A 19645-nucleotide genomic window follows, 5' to 3' on the forward strand; every position below is an offset into this window, starting at 1 on the left:
CGCATGCAGGCCAAGCAGCAACAGTTGATCGGCGGCACCTGGGTCGACGGCGACGCGGAGGCGCTTGCCAAGACCGACCCGGTATCCGGCCAGACGCTCTGGACGGGCCGCTGTGCCAGCCCCACCCAGGTGGAGGCGGCGGTGGCCGCCGCCCGCGCCGCCTTCCCGGCCTGGGCCCAGACCCCCTTCGCCGAGCGTCAGGCGCTGGTGGAGCGCTTCCGCGAGGTGCTGGAGCGTCACCGGGAAGCCCTGGCCACGGCCATCGCCGGTGAGACCGGCAAGCCGCTCTGGGAGGCACGTACCGAGGTGGGGGCGATGATCGGCAAGGTGGCCCTGTCGATTCGCGCCTACGAGGAGCGCACCGGCGAGCGCGCCCGCGACCTGGGCGACGCCAAGGCGGTGCTACGCCACCGGCCCCACGGGGTGATGGCGGTCTTCGGCCCCTACAACTTCCCCGGCCACCTGCCCAACGGGCACATGGTGCCGGCGCTGCTGGCCGGCAATACCGTGGTCTTCAAGCCCAGCGAGCAGACCCCGCTGACCGCCGACCTGGCCCTGCAGTGCTGGCGCGAGGCGGGCCTGCCCGACGGCGTCATCAACCTGGTACAGGGCGCGGCCCCGGTGGGCCAGGCCCTGGCCTCGGCCCCGGATATCGACGGCCTGCTGTTCACCGGCAGCGCCAAGGTGGGGGGGCTGCTGCACAAGCAGTTCGCCGGCCAGCTGGACAAGATCCTCGCCCTGGAGCTGGGCGGCAACAACCCGCTGGTGATCAAGGACGTGCCGGATCAGGACGCCGCCGTGCTGACCATCCTGCAGTCCGCCTTCCTCTCCGGCGGCCAGCGCTGCACCTGCGCCCGGCGCCTGATGGTGCCCGAGGGCGAGGTGGGTGATCGCCTGATCGAGGCCCTGGTCTCGGCCATCGACAAGCTGCGGGTGGCCGGCCAGTTCAGCGAGCCCGCCCCCTTCTACGGCGGTCTGGTCAGCGTGGCCGCCGCCGACGGCCTGCTCAAGGCCCAGGACGAGCTCGAGGCCCTGGGCGGCACCGTGCTCTCGCGCATGCAGCGCCTGGAGGAGGACACCAGCCTGCTGAGCCCGGCGCTGATCGATGTCACCGGCCTGCCGGTGCCCGACGAGGAGCACTTCGGCCCGCTGCTCAAGGTGTATCGCTATCGGGACTGGGACGAGGCCCTGCGCCTGGCCAACGACACCCGCTACGGCCTCTCCGCCGGCCTGATCGGCGGCGAGCGCGCCGACTGGGACGATTTCCTGCTGCGTATTCGCGCCGGCATCGTCAACTGGAACCGCCAGACCACCGGCGCCTCCGGCGACGCCCCCTTCGGTGGCGTCGGCGACAGCGGCAACCACCGCCCGAGCGCCTACTATGCCGCCGACTACTGCGCCTATCCGGTGGCCTCGGTGGAGGCCGACGACCTGGCGCTGCCCGATTCTCTTCCGCCGGGGGTGAGTCTATGAGTCGCTGCTTGATCCCTGCTGCCATCAAGGCGCTGCCAGCGCGCTCTCGTATTGGCACCGCCGACTACTGCGCCTATCCGGTGGCCTCGGTGGAGGCCGACGACCTGGCGCTGCCCGATTCACTGCCGCCGGGGGTTTCGCTGTGAGCGTGCTTGAAGTCAATTTCGATGGCCTGGTGGGGCCGACCCACAACTACTCCGGCCTGGCCCATGGCAACGTGGCCTCCATGTCCCATGGCGGCCTGGTCTCCAACCCCCGGGAAGGGGCCCTCCAGGGCCTGGGCAAGATGAAGTCGCTGATGGACGCGGGTTACGCCCAGGGCGTGCTCCCGCCCCAGCAGCGTCCCGACCTGGGCGCCCTGCGGGCTCTGGGCTTCACCGGCAGCACCCGCGAGGTGCTGGCCCGGGCCGCCAAGGAGGCGCCCCAGTTGCTGCGGGCGGTGTGTTCCGCCTCCAGCATGTGGACCGCCAATGCCGGCACCGTGACCCCCAGCGTCGATGCCCCGGACGGCCGGGTGCACTTCACCCCGGCCAACCTGCAGTCCAGCTTCCATCGCTACCTGGAGCCGGAGACCACCGGCCGGGTGCTGGCGGCCATCTTCAAGGACGAGGCCCACTTCGCCCACCATCCGGTGCTGCCGGCCACCCCGGCCTTCTCCGACGAGGGCGCGGCCAACCACACCCGCCTGGGCGCCAGCCACGGCGAACCCGGGGTGCACCTCTTCGTCTACGGCCGCCGGGCCTTCGGCGAGGGCATCGAGCCCAAGCGCTACCCGGCCCGCCAGACCCTGGAGGCGAGTCAGGCGGTGGCCCGCCAGCACGGCCTGAGCGAGGCCCAGACGGTGTTCGCCCAGCAACACCCGGACGCCATCGATGCCGGCGTCTTCCATAACGACGTGATCGCGGTGGGCAACGGCCCGGTGCTGCTCTATCACGAGATGGCCTTCCTCGACGAGCAGGGCACCCTCGACGAGCTGCGCGCCAAGATGGCGACCCCGCTGATCCCGGTGCGGGTGCCCAAGGAGGCGGTGAGCATGGAGGACGCGGTGGCCTCCTACCTCTTCAACTCCCAGCTGCTCTCCAACCCGGACGGCTCCATGACCCTGGTGGTGCCCGGCGAGTGCCAGGAAAACGAGGCGGTGTGGCGCACCATCCAGGACCTGCTGATCGCCGGCCCCAACCCGATCAACGAGGTGCTGGTCAAGGACGTCAAGCAGAGCATGCGCAACGGCGGCGGCCCCGCCTGCCTGCGCCTGCGGGTCGCCCTCTCCGAGGCGGAACGCGCCGCCCTGAGCGGCCGGGTGCTGCTCGATGATGGCCTGCACGGCGACCTGACCGCCTGGGTCGAGCGCCACTACCGGGATCGCCTGGCCCCGGAAGACCTGGCCGACCCGCGGCTGGCCGAGGAGACCCTGACCGCCCTGGACGAGCTGACCCAACTGCTCGCCATCGGCAGCGTCTACCCCTTCCAGCAGGCCTGATCGCCCGCCGCTCAATGCAAGGGCCCCGCCTCGAGACTCGAGGCGGGGCCCTTGGCGTTGCAGGGGGTTACAGCTCCTGGCGTTCCTGGCGAGTCGGGGGCTCGTCGCCTTCCGGCACGCCCCAGAGGGTCTCGCGGCTGCCGTCGGGGAAGGTATTGACCGTGCAGCCGGCGAGCCACAGGGCGCAGAGCAGGGCGAACAGGGCAGAGGCGTGGCGGCGCATAGGGAGTCTCCGGGCCGGAAGGGGGTAGTTGCTCAAGTATTGCAGGTTCGCGGCGGGAGGGCTTCAACGCCTGGCCATTCCCGAGCGGCGGCGCCTCGCCTACCATGGGGCGGGAACCTCACGATAAGGATGCTGCGATGACCTCCGATCCCCTGCTCTCGAGCCTCTTGGCGGGCCTGTTCGGGGCCCTGCTGGCGGCCGGCCTGGCCGGGTGGGTCGCGGCACGCCGCCAGGGCACGGCTCGGGAGACCCAGGCGCGTCTCGAGGCGCAGCGGGATGCCGCCCGGGAAGCCCTGGCCCAGGCTCGCGAGGCCCAGCAGGGCCTCGAGACCCGCCTGGCCCGCGCCCAGCAGGGCGAGCAGGAGCTGCGCCAGGAGCGCGAGCGTCTCACCGAGCACCTGGCCCTCAAGGAGCAGCACTTCCAGGAGCAACTGGCCCTGCTCCGGGAGAGCCGCAGCCAGCTGACCCAGGAGTTCGAGGCCCTGGCCAACGAGGTGCTGGAGCGCAAGGGGCGAGCCTTCGGCGAGCTTTCCCAGCAGCGCATCCAGGGCCTCCTGCAGCCGCTGCACAGCGAGATGAAGGGCTTCCGCGACCAGGTGGCCAGCATCCAGCGCCAGGAGAGCGAGCAGCGCATCCAGCTGCGCACCGAGCTGCAGCAGTTGCAGGCCCTCAACCGGGAGATCACCGATCAGGCCCAGCGCCTGACCCAGGCCCTCCAGGGGCAGAAGAAGGTCCAGGGCAACTGGGGCGAGCTGATGCTGGAGAACGTCCTCGATGGTTCTGGCCTGCGCCTGGGCAAGGACTATCGCCGCGAGGTGAGCATCGCCACCGAGGCGGGGCGGCGGCGCCCGGACGCCATCGTCTACCTGCCCCAGGGCCGCCACCTGGTGATCGATGCCAAGACCTCCCTGGTCGCCTATGTGCGCTACGTCAACGCCGAGTCGGAGGCGGAGCGCCAGGCGGCCCTGGCGGAGCACTGCCGGGCCATGGCGGCGCGCATCGACGAGCTGGCCGAGCGCCACTACTACGACCTGCCGGGGCTCAACTCCCCGGAGGTGGTGGTGATGTTCGTGCCGGTGGAGTCCGCCTATGTGGAGGCCCTCAAGGCCGACGAGACCCTCTTCCAGCAAGCCCTGGAGAAGAACGTTCTGGTGGCCACCCCCACCACCCTGCTGACCAGCCTGAACATCGTCCGCCAGCTATGGCGCTTCGAGGACCAGAGCCGGCACAGCGCCGAGCTGGCCGGTCGCGCCGAGCGCTTCCATGCCAAGCTGCGTACCTTCCTGGTCAGCATGGAGGAGGTGGGGCGCAAGCTGGATGGCGCCCGCGGCAGCTACGACCAGGCCCTGGGGCAGCTGGTCAATGGCAAGGGCAACCTGGTCAAGCAGGCCGCCGACTTCGCCGAGCTGGGGGTGGCGGTGAAGCGGGAGCTACCGGAGTCCCTGGTGGAGCGGGCGCGGCTGGAACTGGAGACGCCCCGCGGCGAGGCCGGTGATGTCGGTCCCCTGAGGTGGGAGTGATGAGCCTGCTGCTCTGGCTGGGCATCCTCCTCTGCCTGCTGCAGTCGGCGCTCTTCTCGGGGCTCAACCTGGCCTTCTTCACCATCGGCAAGCTGGAGCTGGAACTGGAGGCGCGCAAGGGCAACCCCCGGGCCCAGCGGGTACAGCGCCTGCGCCAGGACGCCAACTTCCTGCTGGTCACCATCCTGTGGGGGAACGTGGCGGTCAATGTGCTGCTGGCGCTGCTCTCCGGTTCCGTGCTGGGGGCCCTGGGCGCCTTCTTCTTCTCCACCGTGGTGATCACCCTGTGTGCCGAGATCCTGCCCCAGGCCTTCTTCTCGCGCCATGCCCTGCCCATGGCGTCGCGGCTGGCGCCGATGATCCGCTGCTATCAGTGGCTGCTGTGGCCGGTGGCGCGACCCACCGCCTGGGTGCTGGATCGCTGGCTGGGGCCGGAGGCGATTCCCTACTTCAAGGAGCGCGACCTGCATCAGCTGATCCGCCTGCACATGGAGTCCGGCGATACCGAGATCGACCGGGTGGAGGGGCGCGGCGCCATGAACTTCCTGACCCTGGACGATGTGCCCCTGGCTCGCGAGGGGGAACCCCTGGCCCCGGAGAGCCTGATCGAGTTGCCCTTCGCCGGGCCCTGGCCCGTCTTTCCCGCCATCGAGCGTACCCGTCACGATCCCTTCCTGCGCCGCCTGCAGGCCAGCGGCAAGCGCCGTGCCGTGCTGGTGGACGAGGCCGGCGAGCCGCGCCTGGTGGTGGACGTGGACGCCCTGCTGCGGGCGGCGCTCTTCGCGGAGGAGGCGTTCCTGCCCCTGGCCTTCTGCCATCGGCCCATCGTGGTGCGCGATTCGGCCACCCCCCTGGGGGAAGTGCTGCAGCGCTTCCGGGTGCGTCCCCTGCATCGCGAGGATGACGTCCTCGACGAGGACGTCATCCTGCTGTGGGGCGAGGAGAAGCGCATCCTCACCGGCTCCGATGTCCTGGGCCGGCTGCTGCGGGGCATCGCCCGCAGCGAGGCCTGCCCCGTTTCTTCCTAGGTCATTCGGCCGCGGCCCGGGCGGCCTCCAGCCAGGTATCCACGAGTTCGCGGTTGGCCTCGATCCACTCCATCGCCAGGGGCCGTACCTGGTCGTCGGTGAGCTCCTGCTCGCCCATGGCGCTGTCCACTTCGCTGATCCAGGCCAGCGGCAGGCGTACCTGGCGGAACAGCTCGGCGGCGGCGGGGTTGGCCTCGAGGAAGGCGTTATTGGCGGCCACGCGGATATCGGCGGCCACGAACCCCATCTCGATGGGGTCGCTCACCGCCCCGGTCACGCCCTCGGCGCGCTCCGCCTCGTCGCCGACGATGCCCGGGGCATTGATCCACCTCACCTCCCCGCCGGGCGTCAGGGCCAGCAGCCAGGCACTGGGGCCCCAGGTGTAGTAGAGGGCCGGTTCGCCGCTCTGGATCCGCGACAGCACTTCGGCGAAGTTGGCGGCGTAGCCCGCGTCCACATGGTTGATATGCTCGTGCAGTTCGAAGGTATCGAGCATGGCGTTGATGCCCTCGTGGCAGCCCCAGCCCGGGGGACAGCCGAAGAGGTCCGCCTTGCCGTCGCCGGTGGCGTCGAAGGCGGCCTTCACCTCGTCGCGGGTGAAGTCATCGATGCCGGTGATGCCGAAGGCCTCCACGGAGGCGCTGTCCACCAGGTAGCCCTGGATGCCGCAGGCGGCGCAGTGGGCCTCGAAGAGGGTGGCGGCGTCGTGGAAGCCGTCGGGCAGCTGCGGGTCGTGGAGGGGGAACCAGCCATTGGGCCAGTAGTGGGCGTCGCCCTCGGTGATCGCCAGGTAGGCCACCGGGTTGGAGAGGGCGATGGGCGAGCGCACCTCGTAGCCGAGTTCCTCCAGCAGCTCGACGAAGACCCAGCTCACCGGTACCGCCGAGGTCCAGGTGGCCACCGCCGGCTGCACGCTGACGCCCGCCCCGGGCGTCTCGGCGGCGGCGTTGTCGGTGGCGGTGAGGGCATAGGCCGCGGCGGCGGCCAGCAGGGCCCACTTCAGGGGGCGAGCTCGATGGATGACGTCTTTCATGACACACCTCCTCTGACGATCAGGGGCGCTCGTCGGGCGCCCGGCCCGGCGCCTTGTCGCCCAGGCCTTGGGTGATACGGTCCAGCACCATGGCCAGCAGCACGATACCGATGCCGCCGACGAAGGCCTGGCCGATATTGAGTCGCTCCAGGCCGGCGTAGACCTCGAGACCGAGGCCGCCGGCGCCGATGATGGCGGCGATCACCACCATCGACAGCGACAGCATGATGGTCTGGTTGAGCCCCGCCATGATGGTTGGCAGGGCCAGTGGAAACTGCACCTTCCAGAGGGTCTGGCGAGGCGTGGAGCCGAAGGCCTCGGCGGCCTCGATATACTCCTGGCTGACCTGGCGGATGCCCAGGTTGGTGAGGCGGATCATCGGCGGCATGGCGAAGATGATGGTGGCGATCAGTCCCGGCACATTGCCGATGCTGAACAGCATCACCGCCGGCACCAGGTACACGAAGGGCGGCGTGGTCTGCATGATGTCCAGCAGCGGGCGCATCAGGGTGGCGACGCGGTCGCTGCGGGAGCAGAGGATGCCCAGGGGCAGGCCGATCAGCACGCAGAACAGCACCGCGGTGACCACCAGGGAGAGGGTCACGATCAGGGCATCCCAGACCCCCATGACGCCCACCAGGGCGAAGGCCACGAAGGCGAAGAGACCGACCCGCCAGGAGGCCGCCCGCCAGCCGATCAGGAAGATGCCGATCAGGAAGAGGCCGGGGGGCAGGCTGCCCAGGGCCCATTGGGTGGTCTGCATCACCGTCTGCACCGGCGGGCTCACATAGCCGCGGAAGAAGCCGCGGAAGTTGGCTACCACCCAGTTCACCGCCTCGGTGATCCACTGGCGCACCGGCAGGGCCTCGAAGAGGCCGAAGGGGTCGGTGATCAGCAGGCGCAGGAACTCCATCAGCTCGTTCATGCGGTCGCCTCCTCGACGCGGGGGCCGCGCTTCTCCAGGATGCCATGGATCAACTGGGGCTCGTCGATCAGCCCCTGCAACTGGCCCTGGGGCCCGGTGACCAGCAGCGGCAGGCTGCTGTGTAATCGGCCGCGCAGCACCCGACGCAGTACCTCCTCCCGAGAGCAGCTCAGCAGCAGGTCGTCCCGGGGGCGGTCGGGTGGGGGTGTCTCCAGGGCCCTCTCCAGCTCGTCCAGGGGCAGGGGGTGGTCTCTCCGCCAGGCGCCGCGCAGGTGCCCCGCCTCGTCCAATCCCAGGCTCAGCGTCGGGTGGTCGCGGTGTCCCAGCAGGCGTAGCCCCTGCCGCTCGCCCTGGGGGCTGAAGGCATCATCGGCGAGGGGCAGGGCGATGGTGCCGGCGGTGATCACCGCGGTGGGGTCGGCGTGCTCGACGAAGCGCGCCACGTAGTCGGTGCGCGGATTGACCAGGATCTGTTCCGGGGTGCCCAACTGGACGATGGCGCCGTCCTCCATGATGGCGATGCGATCCCCCAGACGCATCGCCTCGTCCAGGTCGTGGGTGATAAAGAGGATGGTGCGCCCCAGCCGCGCCTGCAGCTTCTTCAGCTCCTGCTGCATGGTGACCTTGATCAGCGGATCCAGGGCCGAGAAGGGTTCGTCCATCAGCAGCACCCGGGCCTCGGTGGCCAGGGCCCGGGCCAGCCCGACCCGCTGCTGCATGCCGCCGGAGAGGGTCTGGGGATAGGCATCGCCCCAGTCGCCCAGGCCGACCATCGCCAGCACCTCCTGGGCGCGGCGCAGTCGCTCGGCGGCCGCCACCCCCTGGATCTCCAGGCCATAGGCCACGTTGGAACGCACCGAGCGATGGGGGAAGAGGGCGAAGTGCTGGAAGACCATGCTCAGATGGCGGCGGCGCAGGTATCGCAGCCGTTCGGGGGAGGCGCCGGTGATCTCTTCGCATCCCGTCTCCGGGTCCTCCAGGAAGATGCGCCCGGCGGTGGGCTCGATCAGGCGATTGATGCAACGGATCAGGGTCGACTTGCCGCTGCCGGAGAGCCCCATGATGACGAACACCTCGCCGGGCTCCAGGGCGAAGCTGACGTCGTTGACGCCCAGCACATGGCCGCTCTCGGCCTGCAGTTCGGCCTTGCCCTGGCCCGCTTCGAGCCGGGCCAGGGCCGACGCCGGATCGGGACCGAACAGCTTGGTCACGCCTTCCACGCGGATCACGGTACTTCCCCCTGGTGAGCCGCCCCGGCCCGGGATCTCCGCCGGGGCGGTATCGATCGGGTTGCAGTACCTACAGCATAGAAGCTCCGGGCGTCACCCTGCCGGCCGCCTCAGGGAGCGGGACGCGTCAGGCTCAAGGCCAGGGCAGCATTCGCTGGGACCTCGACCTCGGCCCGGCCATCCGCCGCCACCCTGACCCGGGTGGCGCAGTCGTCCAGCAGGTTGCAGTAGTCGCCGGCGGGCAGGCCGGTGGCCAGGGTCGCGCGCCATGCCTCGGGGTCGCGGTTCAGGGCCACGAAGCCGCGTTCGCCGCGGGCGAAGGCGATGCGCGACGCCCCCGCCTGCTGCCAGTGGGTGACCGGGGCCTCGCCCATGGCCTGGCGGAAGGCCACCATCTCGGTGACCAGCGGCCAGCGATGCTCGCAGACCCAGCCGTGATCGTCGTAGGCGCCTTCGGCCAGGCAGCCGAGCCCCGCCTCGCCATGCACCGGCAGGGTCTGCCAGCCCTCCTCGGCCACCGAGGGCGGGCCCTGGTCGCCATGCTCGAAGGTGTAGCTCGACATCAGCTTGGGGGTGCCGTAGGGCCAGGCCAGCATGAAGGTGAGCCCCAGGGCGTAGTGGTCGTCGCGGTGCATCAGTACGCCGCCACCCACATGGCCGCGCTGGTTGTCGTGGTTGTCGACGAACACCAGGGCCCGTTCGCTGGGCAGCCAGGCTTCGTCGGCACCGATCCGGGCCAGGTCGGCCAGGTCGCCGCCGGCGATGGCGGTGGCCAGGCGATGGGGATAGCCGAACTCGGTCACCGCGGCATTGGCCAGGTACTCGGTGGCCTTGATCGGTTCGTGGCCCGGGTCGATCACCTCCTGGAAGACGTAGGGATGGCCCTCGAGGCGTGCCAGGATCGCGCCGATATCGTCCGCCGGCATATGCTTGGCGGCGTCGATACGAAAGCCCGCCACCCCCAGGTCGAGCAGGCCCTGCAGGTAGTCGGCGAGTTGCGCCTGTACCGCCTCGCGGCCGGTGGCCAGGTCGGCCAGGCCCAGCAGGTGGCAGTGCTGGACCTCGTAGCGGTCCTGGTAGTCGCGGATCTGGTCGTCGCCGTGGCGACCACAGTGGTTGAAGTCCGCGTCGCGGGTGAACAGCTCGCCATAGCGGAAGGGCGCATAGGCGGTACCGGCGATACCGACGCCCTCGCCGATGCCGGCCATATGGTTGATCACCGCATCCACCAGGATGCCCACGCCGGCGGCCTCGCAACGCTCGACCATCTCCACGAAGGCCTCGCGATCGCCGCTGCGGGAGTGGAGGTCATGGCTCACCGGCTGGTAGCGAGCCCACCAGGCGCCCTCGACGCCCTCCAGGGCGATATGCTCGTTGGGCGGCGAGACCTGGACGGCGTCGATGCCGGCCGGGCCGAGGTGGGTCTCGCATTCGGCGGCGATATCGTCCCAGCGCCACTCGAAGAGATGAACGATCAGCGGGGTCTCGCTGCCGAGCCGGGTGGCATCGCCCAGGGGGGCGGCCTGGGCGGTGGCCGCCAGGCTCAGGGCCAGGCCGAGGGGCAGGGCCTTCAGGGCCAGGGAGGTGGGGGTAGGCTTCATGGCATCCTCGTCTTGTGATTGTTGAGAGCTGCCCCGCCCATGCTAGGCCCCGGGCCCCGGCGTGACCTCCTCCCGGGGTCGGCCGGGGCGCCGGCCACTACGCCCCCCGGATACGCCGCCTCCTCCTCCCGGGGGGAGGAGGCGGGCTTGTCGCCCAGCGGCGAGGCTAGGAGCCTGTCGGGTTTATCGCGTTTTTGCCGCGACCCATCAGGACTCACCCATAACAATCAAGGGGCATGACACCCATGAGCATGACACGCCGAACCCTGCTCCCGCTGCTGGCCGCCGGCACCCTGGGGCTGAGCGCCCAGGCCCTGGCCTTCGACGACGACCGCCTGACCATCTGGATGGGCGACAACAAGGGCCCCGAGGGCGTCCGCGAGGTGGCCGAGCGCTTCACCGCCGACACCGGCATCGCCATCGAGATCGTCCACCCCGATAACCTCACCGACCGCTACCAGCAGGCCGCCGGCAGTGGCCAGGGGCCGGATATCGTGATCTGGGCCCACGACCGCCTGGGCGAATGGGCCCAGAGCGGCCTGCTCCGCCCGATCGCCCCGTCCAGCGACTTTCGCGACCGCTACTTCGACTTCACCTGGCAGGCCACCCAGTGGAACGGCGAGACCTACGGCTACCCCATCTCGGTGGAGTCGCTGGGGCTGATCTACAACAAGGCGCTGGTGGAGACCCCGCCGGAGAGCTTCGCCGAGCTGATGGCGCTGGATGCCGAACTCGCCGCCGAGGGCAAGAAGGCGATCCTCTTCGACTACGCCGAGCCCTACTACGGCTGGACCCTGCTGGCCGCCAACGGTGGCTACCCCTTCCGCCTCACCGCCGAGGGCTTCGATGTCGAGGATATCGGCGTCAACAATGCCGGGGCCCTCCAGGGCGCCGAGCTGCTCGCCGAGCTGATCGACAGCGGCGTGCTGCCCCGCGGCACCGACTACAACCTGATGGACACCCGCTTCAATCGTGGCGAGGTGGCCACCATGATCAGCGGCCCCTGGGCCTGGAACAACCTGCGCCAGAGTGGCATCGACTTCGGCGTGGCCCTGCTGCCCCGGGTGGGTGACGAGCGTGCCCGACCGCTGTTCGGGGTGATGACGGCGATGATCAACTCCGCCTCGCCCAACGACTTCCTGGCCACCGAATTCCTCGAGAACTACCTGCTCTCCGAGGAGGGGCTGCGCACCTTCAACGGCGACGCCTCCCTGGGCGCCGTGGCCCATATGGCCTACCAGCGGGAGCTGGCGGAGGACCCCAATATCGCCGCCACCCTGGCCAATGCGGAGATCGGCCTGCCGATGCCCAACATCCCCGAGATGGGCGCCTTCTGGGCCGCCATGGAACCGGCCCTGCAGAACATCGGCAGCGGTCGCCAGTCGCCCCAGGAAGCGCTGGACGCCGCGGCTCGCCGCATGCGCCAGTAAGCACTTCCCCCACGCCACGCGCCGCCGGCGGTTATCCGCCGGCGGTCCTGCAGGCTCGTTTCACAGGTCATGCCCATGTACACCACCAACGCTTCCCGCGGCCTGCCCCGGCACCGCTCGCGCCACCCCACCGAACGCTATGGCCGCTGGGCCGGCCGTGCCCTGGTCGCCACCCTGGTCGTCTCCCTGCTGTGGCTGGTGCTGGCCTTCCATCTCAACGGCCAGTGGATGTTCGCCCTGCTGTTCCTGGTGCTCGGCAGCTCGCTGGCGGTGGTCTTCACCAAGCGCAGCCTGATGAGCCACCGCTACATCTTTCCTGCGGTGGCGGGGCTCGGGGTCTTCGTGATCTTCCCGCTGCTCTACACCATCGGTATCAGCTTCAGCAACTACAGCTCCAGCAACCTGCTCAGCGAGGAGCGGGTGCGCGATCAACTGCTCTCGCGCACCTTCCAGGCCGAGGGCGCCGCCTTCGATTTCGCCCTCTACCGCGACGGCGAACGGGCCCGCCTCTATTTGCACGGCGGCGACCTGACGCCCGAGGATGACCTTCCCGAGGCGAGCCAGGGCTTCGTCACGCCGCCCCTCAACCTGGACAATCCCGAGCCGCGCCGGGTGGGCCTGCAGGCGGCAGACCGCCCCCCCAGCGGCGAGCCGTTGCCGATGCGCGAGGTGATCGCCGCCCGCAGCCTGCTCCAGGGCCTGACCCTGCTGACCCCCGAGGGGCCGGAGCTGCGCATGGCGGGGCTGCGTCACTACGCGCCCATCCTCGACCGCTATGAGGCTCGGGACGACGGCAGCCTCTATGATCGTCGCGACGACCGGGTGCTGACCCCGGACCCGGCGATCGGCTTCTTCGTCACCGACGATGGCGAGCGCATCACCCCGGGATGGCCCGTCGCCGTGGGCCTGGACAACTACACCCAGATCTTCACCGACCCGGATATCCGCGGGCCCTTCCTGCAGATCTTCGTCTGGACCTTCGTCTTCGCCGGGCTCACCGTGGTGTTCACCCTGGCGGTGGGGTTCGTGCTGGCCTCCCTGCTGCAGTGGGACCAGCTCAGGGGCAAGGCGATCTACCGCACCCTGCTGATCCTGCCCTATGCGGTACCGGCCTTTATCTCGATCCTGATCTTCAAGGGCATGTTCAACCAGCACTTCGGTGAGGTGAACATGATCCTCGAGACGCTGTTCGGCATCCGTCCCGAGTGGTTCACCGATCCCTGGCTGGCGCGCAGCATGCTGCTGATCGTCAATACCTGGCTCGGCTACCCCTATATGCTGCTGCTGTGCATGGGGCTGATCCAGTCGATTCCCCGCGACCTCTTTGAAGCCTCGGCGGTGGATGGCGGCGGCCCCCTGACCAACCTGTGGCGCATCACCCTGCCGCTGATCCTCAAGCCGCTGACGCCCCTGCTGATCGCCGCCTTCGCCTTCAATTTCAATAACTTCGTCTTGATTGCCTTGCTCACCGGCGGCAACCCGGACATCCTCGGCGCCAGCACCCCGGCGGGCACCACCGACCTGCTGGTCAGCTACACCTACCGCATCGCCTTCCAGGATGCCGGCCAGAACTTCGGCCTGGCGGCGGCCATCGCCACCCTGATCTTCCTGCTGGTCGCGGGCCTCTCCTGGCTCAATCTGCGGCTTTCCAAGGTCAAGGTCTGATTCACACGGTCAAAGGAGCTATCGCCATGGCCATGGTCCAACCCCGCTCGATCCGCGCCCGCCGGCTGGGCGCCCACCTGCTGCTGATCGGCCTCGTCAGCCTGGTCGTCTTCCCGCTGTTGCTGGTGATCTCGATCTCCTTCCGCGAGGGCAACTTCGCCACCGGCAGCCTGATCCCCGAGCGCTTCTCCCTGGAGCACTGGGCGCTGGCCTTCGGCATCCCCTGGGAGCGCGCCGACGGCAGCGTGATCCAGCCGCCCTTCCCGGTGCTGCTGTGGCTGTGGAACTCGGTGAAGGTGGCGGTGGTCTCGTCGCTGCTGATCGTGCTGCTCTCCACCACCAGCGCCTACGCCTTCGCGCGCATGCGCTTCAAGGGCAAGGCGCCGATCCTCAAGGGCATGCTGATCTTCCAGATGTTTCCGGCGGTGCTGTCGCTGGTGGCCCTCTATGCGCTCTTCGACCGCCTGGGCCAGCTGGTGCCGGCGCTCGGCATCAACACCCACGGCTCGCTGATCGTCGCCTCTTTGGGCGCCGTGGCCCTGCATATCTGGACCATCAAGGGCTACTTCGAGTCCATCGACGGCTCGCTGGAGGAGGCCGCCATGGTCGACGGTGCCAGCACCTGGCAGGCGTTCCGCTACATCCTGCTGCCGCTCTCGGTACCGATCCTGATGGTGGTGTTCATCCTCGCCTTCGTGATGAGCATCATGGAGTACCCCATGGCCTCGGTGCTGCTGGTCGACGAGCACAAGCTGACGCTCGCCGTGGGGGCCCAGCAGTACCTGGCCGACCACAACCAGCGCTGGGGCAACTTCGCCGCCGCGGCGGTCTTGTCCGGCCTGCCCATCACCCTGATGTTCCTGCTCTGCCAGCGCTGGATCGTCGGTGGCCTCACCGCCGGTGGCGTGAAAGGCTAATCGAGCCCCCGAATGTTGTTGTCGTGCTGGTCCATCGGCGGGCTTACCCAACCCCGCCGGTGGCGTGAAAGGCTAATCGAGCCCCCGAATGTTGTTGTCGTGCTGGTCCATCGGCGGGCTTACCCAACCCCGCCGGTGGCGTAAAAGGCTAACGAGATGGTTTATCTCTCCTCCGCTTCGACCCCGGCGCTCGCCGGGGTTTTTTTATGCCGGCGCCGCAGGAGGGCGGGGGAGGAGGGGCGGGGGAACTACGCCCCCCGCCCCCGCCTCCCGGGCGTGGGGGGAGGAGGACGGCAAGGCGTCGGTGCTGCGAGATAGTCGAGACTCGGCGACCGCCGTCGCCGTGCTCCATTGGCAACTTCTTCGCCATAACAACAACGAGGTTAGGATGAAACGTCTCCCCATCGCTCACGTCTCCCGTCTGCCCCTGCGCACCGCCCTCGCCAGCGCCGTGGCCCTGGGCCTGGCCGGCACCGCCCAGGCGGCCTCCCTCGACTTCAGTGGCTATGCCCGCTCCGGTATCGGCGGCACCTCCGGTGGCGGCGACCAGGCCTGCTTCCAGGCCCGGGGTGCCGGTGCCAAGTATCGCCTCGGCAACGAGTGCGACACCTACGCCGAGCTCGGCTTCGGCTCCACCCTCTACGAGGAGGCGGATACCCGCTTCCGTTTCGAGAGCCGGGTGGCCTACGCCTCCCAGCAGCGCAACGATTGGGAAAGCGTCAACGACGACGACACCCACCTGGCCTTCCGCGAGGCCAATGTGCAGGCCACCGGGGTGATCGAGTCGCTGCCCGAAGCCACCGTCTGGGCCGGCAAGCGCTTCTACCAGCGCCACGATATCCACATGAACGACTACTACTACTGGGACGTCTCCGGGCCCGGTGGCGGTATCGAGAACATCGACCTGGGGGTAGGGCGGCTGAGCCTGGCCTGGCTGCGCAACGGCAGCAGCGACGAGGCCTTCCCCGGCGGCGAGCGCAACAACCTGGCCAACGATATCTTCGATATTCGCCTGGCGGGGCTGGAGACCAATCCCGGCGGCAGCCTGGAGCTGGGCTACGACTACGGCTCGGCACGGCTGACCAGCGAGCAGCGGCGCGCCGGGGCGGAGTCCCGGGACGGCCATATGCTGACCCTCGAGCATACCCAGGGGGACTGGTTCGGCGGCTTCAACAAGGCGGTGGTGCAGTACGCCACCGACGGCATGATCGGCGGCTTCGGGCGTGTCAATTCCGCCTCCGACGCCCCCGAGGGCGATATGCTGCGGCTGATCAACCACGGCCTGGTGAGCCTGGCGCCGAACCTCGACATGCTCTACGCGCTGATCTACGAGGATCGCAACCTGGATGACGGCAATGGCCAGACCTGGGTCTCGGCGGGGGTGCGTCCCACCTACTACTGGTCCGACTACCAGAGCACCGCCCTGGAACTGGGCCATGATCGGGTCTCGCCCCAGGGCGACGGCGACAGCGCACGGCTTACCAAGCTGACCCTGGCCCAGCAGTGGAGTGCCGGCCGCGGCGCCTTCGTGCGCCCGGTGGTACGCGCCTTCGTCACCTATGCGGATTGGAACGGCGATGCCTACAACGCCGCCAGCGAGGCCATCGAGGATGGCGACGGCTCCGGCCTCACCTTCGGCCTCCAGGCCGAGGCCTGGTGGTAAGCGACCCCGTCCCGCTCGCGTTACTGTTTCCTCGTTTGCCGGCGCCCTGCGCCGGCTTTTTTTAGGTTCATCGCAGATCAGCGTGAAGCCACAACATGGATGATTCCGGCTTGCTATCGTGGGAGTTTGGCTATGCCGAACGATTGGGCGACGAAGTCGCCCCTGGTCGCAGCCAGGATCGCCCTTCGGGCGATATCGCGCGGAATCCGCGCTCCCACGGCGGCATTCACGCCAGAGTGCGAAGAGCCTTTTTTTATGTCCGTGGCAGCGATAATCGCCTTCAACGCACAGGGCCCCGGCAACCTGCCGGGGCCCTGTCGTGGAGCGCTCTGCAGCCTGGGGTGAGCCTAGCGGCTGACCCCGGGCACCGTGGTCTGGCGCGGGCAGGCGCGGCCGCTGGCGTCGAAGAGATGACAGTGCTCCCCGGCCAGGCCCAGGGTCACCGGCTGGTGGGGTTCCAGGTGGGTCAGGCCATCCAGGCGCTGCACCAGGGCGCCCTCGACGCCTTCCACCGCCAGGTGGGCCAGGGTCTCGTAGCCCAGTTGCTCGGCCACCAGCAGGCGGGCCGGCAGGCGGGCCTCGGCCCGGGTTTCGTCGACGAAGGCCTCGGCGCGCACCCCCAGGGTGGCGGTGTCGCCGGCGCTCAGGCCGCTGCCGTCCACCGCCACCGCCAGGCTCTCGCCACCGGGCAGGCGCACCGTGGTATGGCGCGGGCCCGGGTCGAGCACCGTCACCGGCAGGGTGTTGATGCGCGGCGAGCCGATGAACTCCGCCACCTCCAGGGTCTGGGGGAAGTGGTAGAGGGAGAGCGGCGCCCCGACCTGGGCGATGCGCCCGCCGGAGAGCAGCACGATGCGATCGGCGAGCGTCATGGCCTCCACCTGATCGTGGGTCACATAGATCATGGTGGCGCCCAGGCGCTCATGCAGTTCGGCGATTTGCACCCGCATATCGACGCGCAGGGCGGCGTCCAGGTTGGAGAGGGGCTCGTCGAAGAGGAACACCGCCGGCTCCTTGACCAGGGTGCGGCCGATGGCCACCCGCTGGCGCTGGCCCCCGGAGAGGTCCTTGGGCTTGCGCTCCAGCAGCGTGGAGAGGTGCAGCATCTCGGCGGCGTGTTCCACCCGGCGGCGGATCTCCGCCTTGTCGGTGCGCGCCAGCTTGAGGCCGAAGGCCATGTTCTCGGCCACCGTCATATGCGGGTAGAGGGCATAGGACTGGAAGACCATGCCGATGTCCCGCTCCTGGGGCGGCACCTCGTTGATGCGTTCCCCGTCCAGGCACATCTCCCCCCGGGTGATCTCCTCGAGCCCGGCGATCATGCGCAGCAGGGTCGACTTGCCGCAGCCGGAGGGGCCGACGAAGACCACGAACTCGCCATCCTCGATGGTCAGGTCGATATCCCGGGAGATCTCGACCCCGTCGTAGGATTTGCCGATACCGCTGAGCGTCAAACGTCCCATGCCTGATCCTCCTCTGTCGAACAACTGGCGATGGCGATGCCGTAGGGGGGCAGGCGCAGCCGCCCGTTGGTCCAGGTGCCGTTGACCAGCTCGGGGGTGGCGTCCAGCGCCTGGGCCGCCCGGGGCGCCGGCAGCTCGCGGGCCTGGTCACTGAAGTTCAGGGCCACCAGCAGGCGCTGGCCCTGGTAGTGGCGTTCCAGGCAGAGCACCTCGTCACGAATCGGGTGATAGTGCACCTCGCCCTTGACCAGCGCCGGCTGGCCGCGACGGAAGGCCAGCAAGGCGCGGGTGGCGTGGAGCAGGGCCTCGGGGTCCGCCTCCTGGCGATCCACCGCCAGGGCCCGGTGGGCCTCGGGAATCGGCAGCCAGGGCGCGCCGCCGGAGAAGCCGGCCTGCTCGGCCCGGGCCGCCCAGGGTAGGGGCGTGCGGCAACCGTCGCGGCCCTTGTAGGCGGGCCAGAAGGTGATGCCGGCGGGGTCGACGAGCTGCTCGAAGGTCAGGGACGCCTCCGGCAGGCCCAGCTCCTCGCCCTGGTAGAGGCAGACGCTGCCGCGCTGGGTGAGCAGGAAGGCCAGGTAGAGGCGCAGCTTCGCCGCATCCTCTTCGGCGTTCCAGCGGGTCGCCAAGCGGGTCACGTCGTGGTTGCCCAGCGCCCAGCAGGGCCAGCCGTCGCCGATGCGCGCCTCCATCTCGGTGAGGGTATCACGCAGGAAGGCCGGGTCGTGGCGCTCCCCCAGCAGGTCGAAGGAGTAGGCCATATGCAGGCGCTTGCCGCCCTGGGTGTACGCCGCCATCACGCCCAGGGAGTCGTCGTCGCCCACCTCACCGACGCTGGTGGTGCCCGGGTACTCGTCGAGCAGGGCGCGCAGCTTCTCCAGGAAGGCCAGGTTCTCCGGCTGGGTCTTGTCGTGGTGGTGGAGCTGGAAGCCGTAGGGGTTGTCCGGCCGTACCCCGATAAAGCCCTCGACGATCTCCTTCCGGGGCGGGTTGTCTTTCAACTCGCCATGGGTGCAGAAGTTGACCGCATCGAGGCGGAAACCGTCGACGCCGCGCTCCAGCCAGAAGCGCACCTCGCCGAGGATCGCCTCCACCACCGCCGGGTTGCGGAAGTTGAGGTCCGGCTGGCTGCTCAGGAAGTTGTGCAGGTAGTACTGGCAGCGGCGGGTGTCCCACTGCCAGGCGCTGCCACCGAACACCGACTGCCAGTTGGTGGGCGGCGCGCCGTCGGGACGGGCATCGGCCCAGACGTACCAGTCGGCCTTGGGATTGTCGCGGCTGGCGCGGCTCTCGGCGAACCAGGGGTGCTGGTCCGAGGTGTGGGAGAGCACCTGGTCGATGGTGACGCGTAGGCCCCGGGCATGGGCCGCCTCCACCAGGCGGTCGAAGTCCTCGAGACTGCCGAACATGGGGTCGACGCCGCGGTAGTCGCTGATGTCGTAGCCGAAGTCCTTCATCGGCGAGGTGAAGAAGGGCGACAGCCAGATGGCGTCGACATTCAGGGAGGCGATGTAGTCGAGGCGCTCGATGACCCCCTTGAGGTCGCCGATGCCGTCGCCATTGGTGTCCTGGAAACTGCGCGGGTAGATCTGGTAGATCACCGCCCCGCGCCACCAGTCGCTGCCTTGCCTGCCGAGCTGGGTCGTCATGGTCGATTCCTTAGCCTGGTTGATCGAGATGGGGTCGAGGCTATGGTGGCCCCGCCCGGGGCGGCGGGGATCATCCCGGGGGCGGGGCAGGCGGCGTAGCTGGGGGGCGTAGGCGGAGGAGCAAGCGAAGGGAAGGGCAGCGTATCGAGCGGCGACAGGGCAGGGCGCGTCCGGGGAATCTTCGTAACCCCGATAACCTTCCTTAACCCCGTGGTAACGAATCACCGGGTCATTTCTTGCCCGCGGGCAAGAAATGACCCGATTTTCAGGCAACTTCTTGCCCGATCGAAATGTTTTTACCGCGCTTATTTTTATAATTCGTTGATTATCAATGGCTTTGTGGTTTCTG

Annotated in this window: 16 protein-coding genes; 9 read left to right on the forward strand and 7 right to left on the reverse strand. The window is 69.1% G+C overall.

Translation table 11 applies throughout. The features are described 5' to 3' along the window. The first annotated feature begins 3 nt into the window (after positions 1-3). The 3 genes from astD to astB are packed head-to-tail and all read left to right on the forward strand — an operon-like array spanning position 4 to position 2953. Positions 4-1473, forward strand: a complete 1470-nt coding sequence (gene astD / locus IHD13_RS08930) for a succinylglutamate-semialdehyde dehydrogenase (RefSeq protein WP_195860692.1) — start codon at positions 4-6, stop codon at positions 1471-1473. Then, the gene (locus tag IHD13_RS08935; RefSeq protein WP_195860693.1) at positions 1470-1619 is read left to right on the forward strand and encodes a hypothetical protein; all 150 of its coding nucleotides are present in this window, start codon (positions 1470-1472) and stop codon (positions 1617-1619) included. Before astD ends, IHD13_RS08935 begins: the two co-directional genes overlap by 4 nt. Beyond that, positions 1616-2953 (forward strand): N-succinylarginine dihydrolase, encoded by a 1338-nt coding sequence (gene astB, locus IHD13_RS08940; RefSeq protein WP_195860694.1) that lies wholly within the window; start codon positions 1616-1618, stop codon positions 2951-2953. The genes IHD13_RS08935 and astB overlap by 4 nt, the downstream gene beginning before the upstream one ends. Positions 2954-3020: 67 nt before the next feature. On the opposite strand, the gene IHD13_RS08945 is transcribed toward astB, so the two are convergent. Further along, on the reverse strand, positions 3021-3176 hold the full coding sequence (locus IHD13_RS08945; protein WP_195860695.1) for a hypothetical protein: 156 nt from the start codon (positions 3174-3176) through the stop codon (positions 3021-3023). Positions 3177-3313: 137 nt separating this feature from the next. Here IHD13_RS08945 and rmuC point away from each other — a divergent pair, with 137 nt between their 5' ends. Together rmuC and IHD13_RS08955 are read left to right on the forward strand one after the other, a co-directional pair. Continuing rightward, positions 3314-4696 carry a DNA recombination protein RmuC gene (gene rmuC / locus IHD13_RS08950; RefSeq protein WP_195860696.1) on the forward strand — a complete coding sequence of 461 codons (1383 nt, stop codon included), beginning with the start codon at positions 3314-3316 and terminating at the stop codon, positions 4694-4696. After that, entirely contained in the window at positions 4696-5724 is a 1029-nt protein-coding gene (locus IHD13_RS08955; protein WP_195860697.1) for a DUF21 domain-containing protein, read from the forward strand. Before rmuC ends, IHD13_RS08955 begins: the two co-directional genes overlap by 1 nt. Before the next feature lies 1 nt (position 5725). Here IHD13_RS08955 and proX read toward each other — a convergent pair whose 3' ends face one another. The 4 genes from proX to IHD13_RS08975 form a co-directional block, all read right to left on the reverse strand. Next, complete coding sequence (proX, locus tag IHD13_RS08960) at positions 5726-6757, reverse strand: glycine betaine/L-proline ABC transporter substrate-binding protein ProX (RefSeq protein ID WP_195860698.1); 1032 nt, start codon at positions 6755-6757, stop codon at positions 5726-5728. A 19-nt stretch (positions 6758-6776) separates the two neighbouring features. Then, entirely contained in the window at positions 6777-7682 is a 906-nt protein-coding gene (locus IHD13_RS08965) for an ABC transporter permease (protein ID WP_230086219.1), read from the reverse strand. Then, positions 7679-8911, reverse strand: coding sequence for a quaternary amine ABC transporter ATP-binding protein (locus tag IHD13_RS08970; protein ID WP_326838333.1), 1233 nt, complete (start codon positions 8909-8911; stop codon positions 7679-7681). Before IHD13_RS08970 ends, IHD13_RS08965 begins: the two co-directional genes overlap by 4 nt. A gap of 110 nt (positions 8912-9021) precedes the next feature. Next, positions 9022-10512, reverse strand: coding sequence for an alpha-amylase (locus IHD13_RS08975; RefSeq protein ID WP_195860699.1), 1491 nt, complete (start codon positions 10510-10512; stop codon positions 9022-9024). A gap of 251 nt (positions 10513-10763) precedes the next feature. Here IHD13_RS08975 and malE point away from each other — a divergent pair, with 251 nt between their 5' ends. From malE to IHD13_RS08995, 4 genes are all read left to right on the forward strand, one after another. Next, the gene (gene malE / locus IHD13_RS08980) at positions 10764-11942 is read left to right on the forward strand and encodes a maltose/maltodextrin ABC transporter substrate-binding protein MalE (RefSeq protein WP_442786566.1); all 1179 of its coding nucleotides are present in this window, start codon (positions 10764-10766) and stop codon (positions 11940-11942) included. Positions 11943-12017: 75 nt separating this feature from the next. Further along, on the forward strand, positions 12018-13607 hold the full coding sequence (gene malF / locus IHD13_RS08985) for a maltose ABC transporter permease MalF (protein WP_195860701.1): 1590 nt from the start codon (positions 12018-12020) through the stop codon (positions 13605-13607). Between the two features lie 26 nt (positions 13608-13633). After that, complete coding sequence (malG, locus tag IHD13_RS08990) at positions 13634-14524, forward strand: maltose ABC transporter permease MalG (protein ID WP_195860702.1); 891 nt, start codon at positions 13634-13636, stop codon at positions 14522-14524. Positions 14525-14912: 388 nt separating this feature from the next. Continuing rightward, positions 14913-16187, forward strand: coding sequence for a maltoporin (locus IHD13_RS08995; RefSeq protein WP_195860703.1), 1275 nt, complete (start codon positions 14913-14915; stop codon positions 16185-16187). 347 nt (positions 16188-16534) lie between these two features. Here IHD13_RS08995 and ugpC read toward each other — a convergent pair whose 3' ends face one another. Together ugpC and IHD13_RS09005 are read right to left on the reverse strand one after the other, a co-directional pair. Further along, positions 16535-17650 carry a sn-glycerol-3-phosphate ABC transporter ATP-binding protein UgpC gene (gene ugpC, locus IHD13_RS09000; RefSeq protein ID WP_195860704.1) on the reverse strand — a complete coding sequence of 372 codons (1116 nt, stop codon included), beginning with the start codon at positions 17648-17650 and terminating at the stop codon, positions 16535-16537. After that, a complete protein-coding gene (locus tag IHD13_RS09005; RefSeq protein ID WP_195860705.1) occupies positions 17638-19296 on the reverse strand; it encodes an alpha-amylase family glycosyl hydrolase in 1659 nt (552 codons plus the stop codon). The genes ugpC and IHD13_RS09005 overlap by 13 nt, the downstream gene beginning before the upstream one ends. Between the last annotated feature and the right edge of the window lie 349 nt (positions 19297-19645).

Origin of the sequence: Halomonas sp. 328 (assembly GCF_015645095.1) — a bacterium.
Lineage (GTDB): Bacteria > Pseudomonadota > Gammaproteobacteria > Pseudomonadales > Halomonadaceae > Bisbaumannia.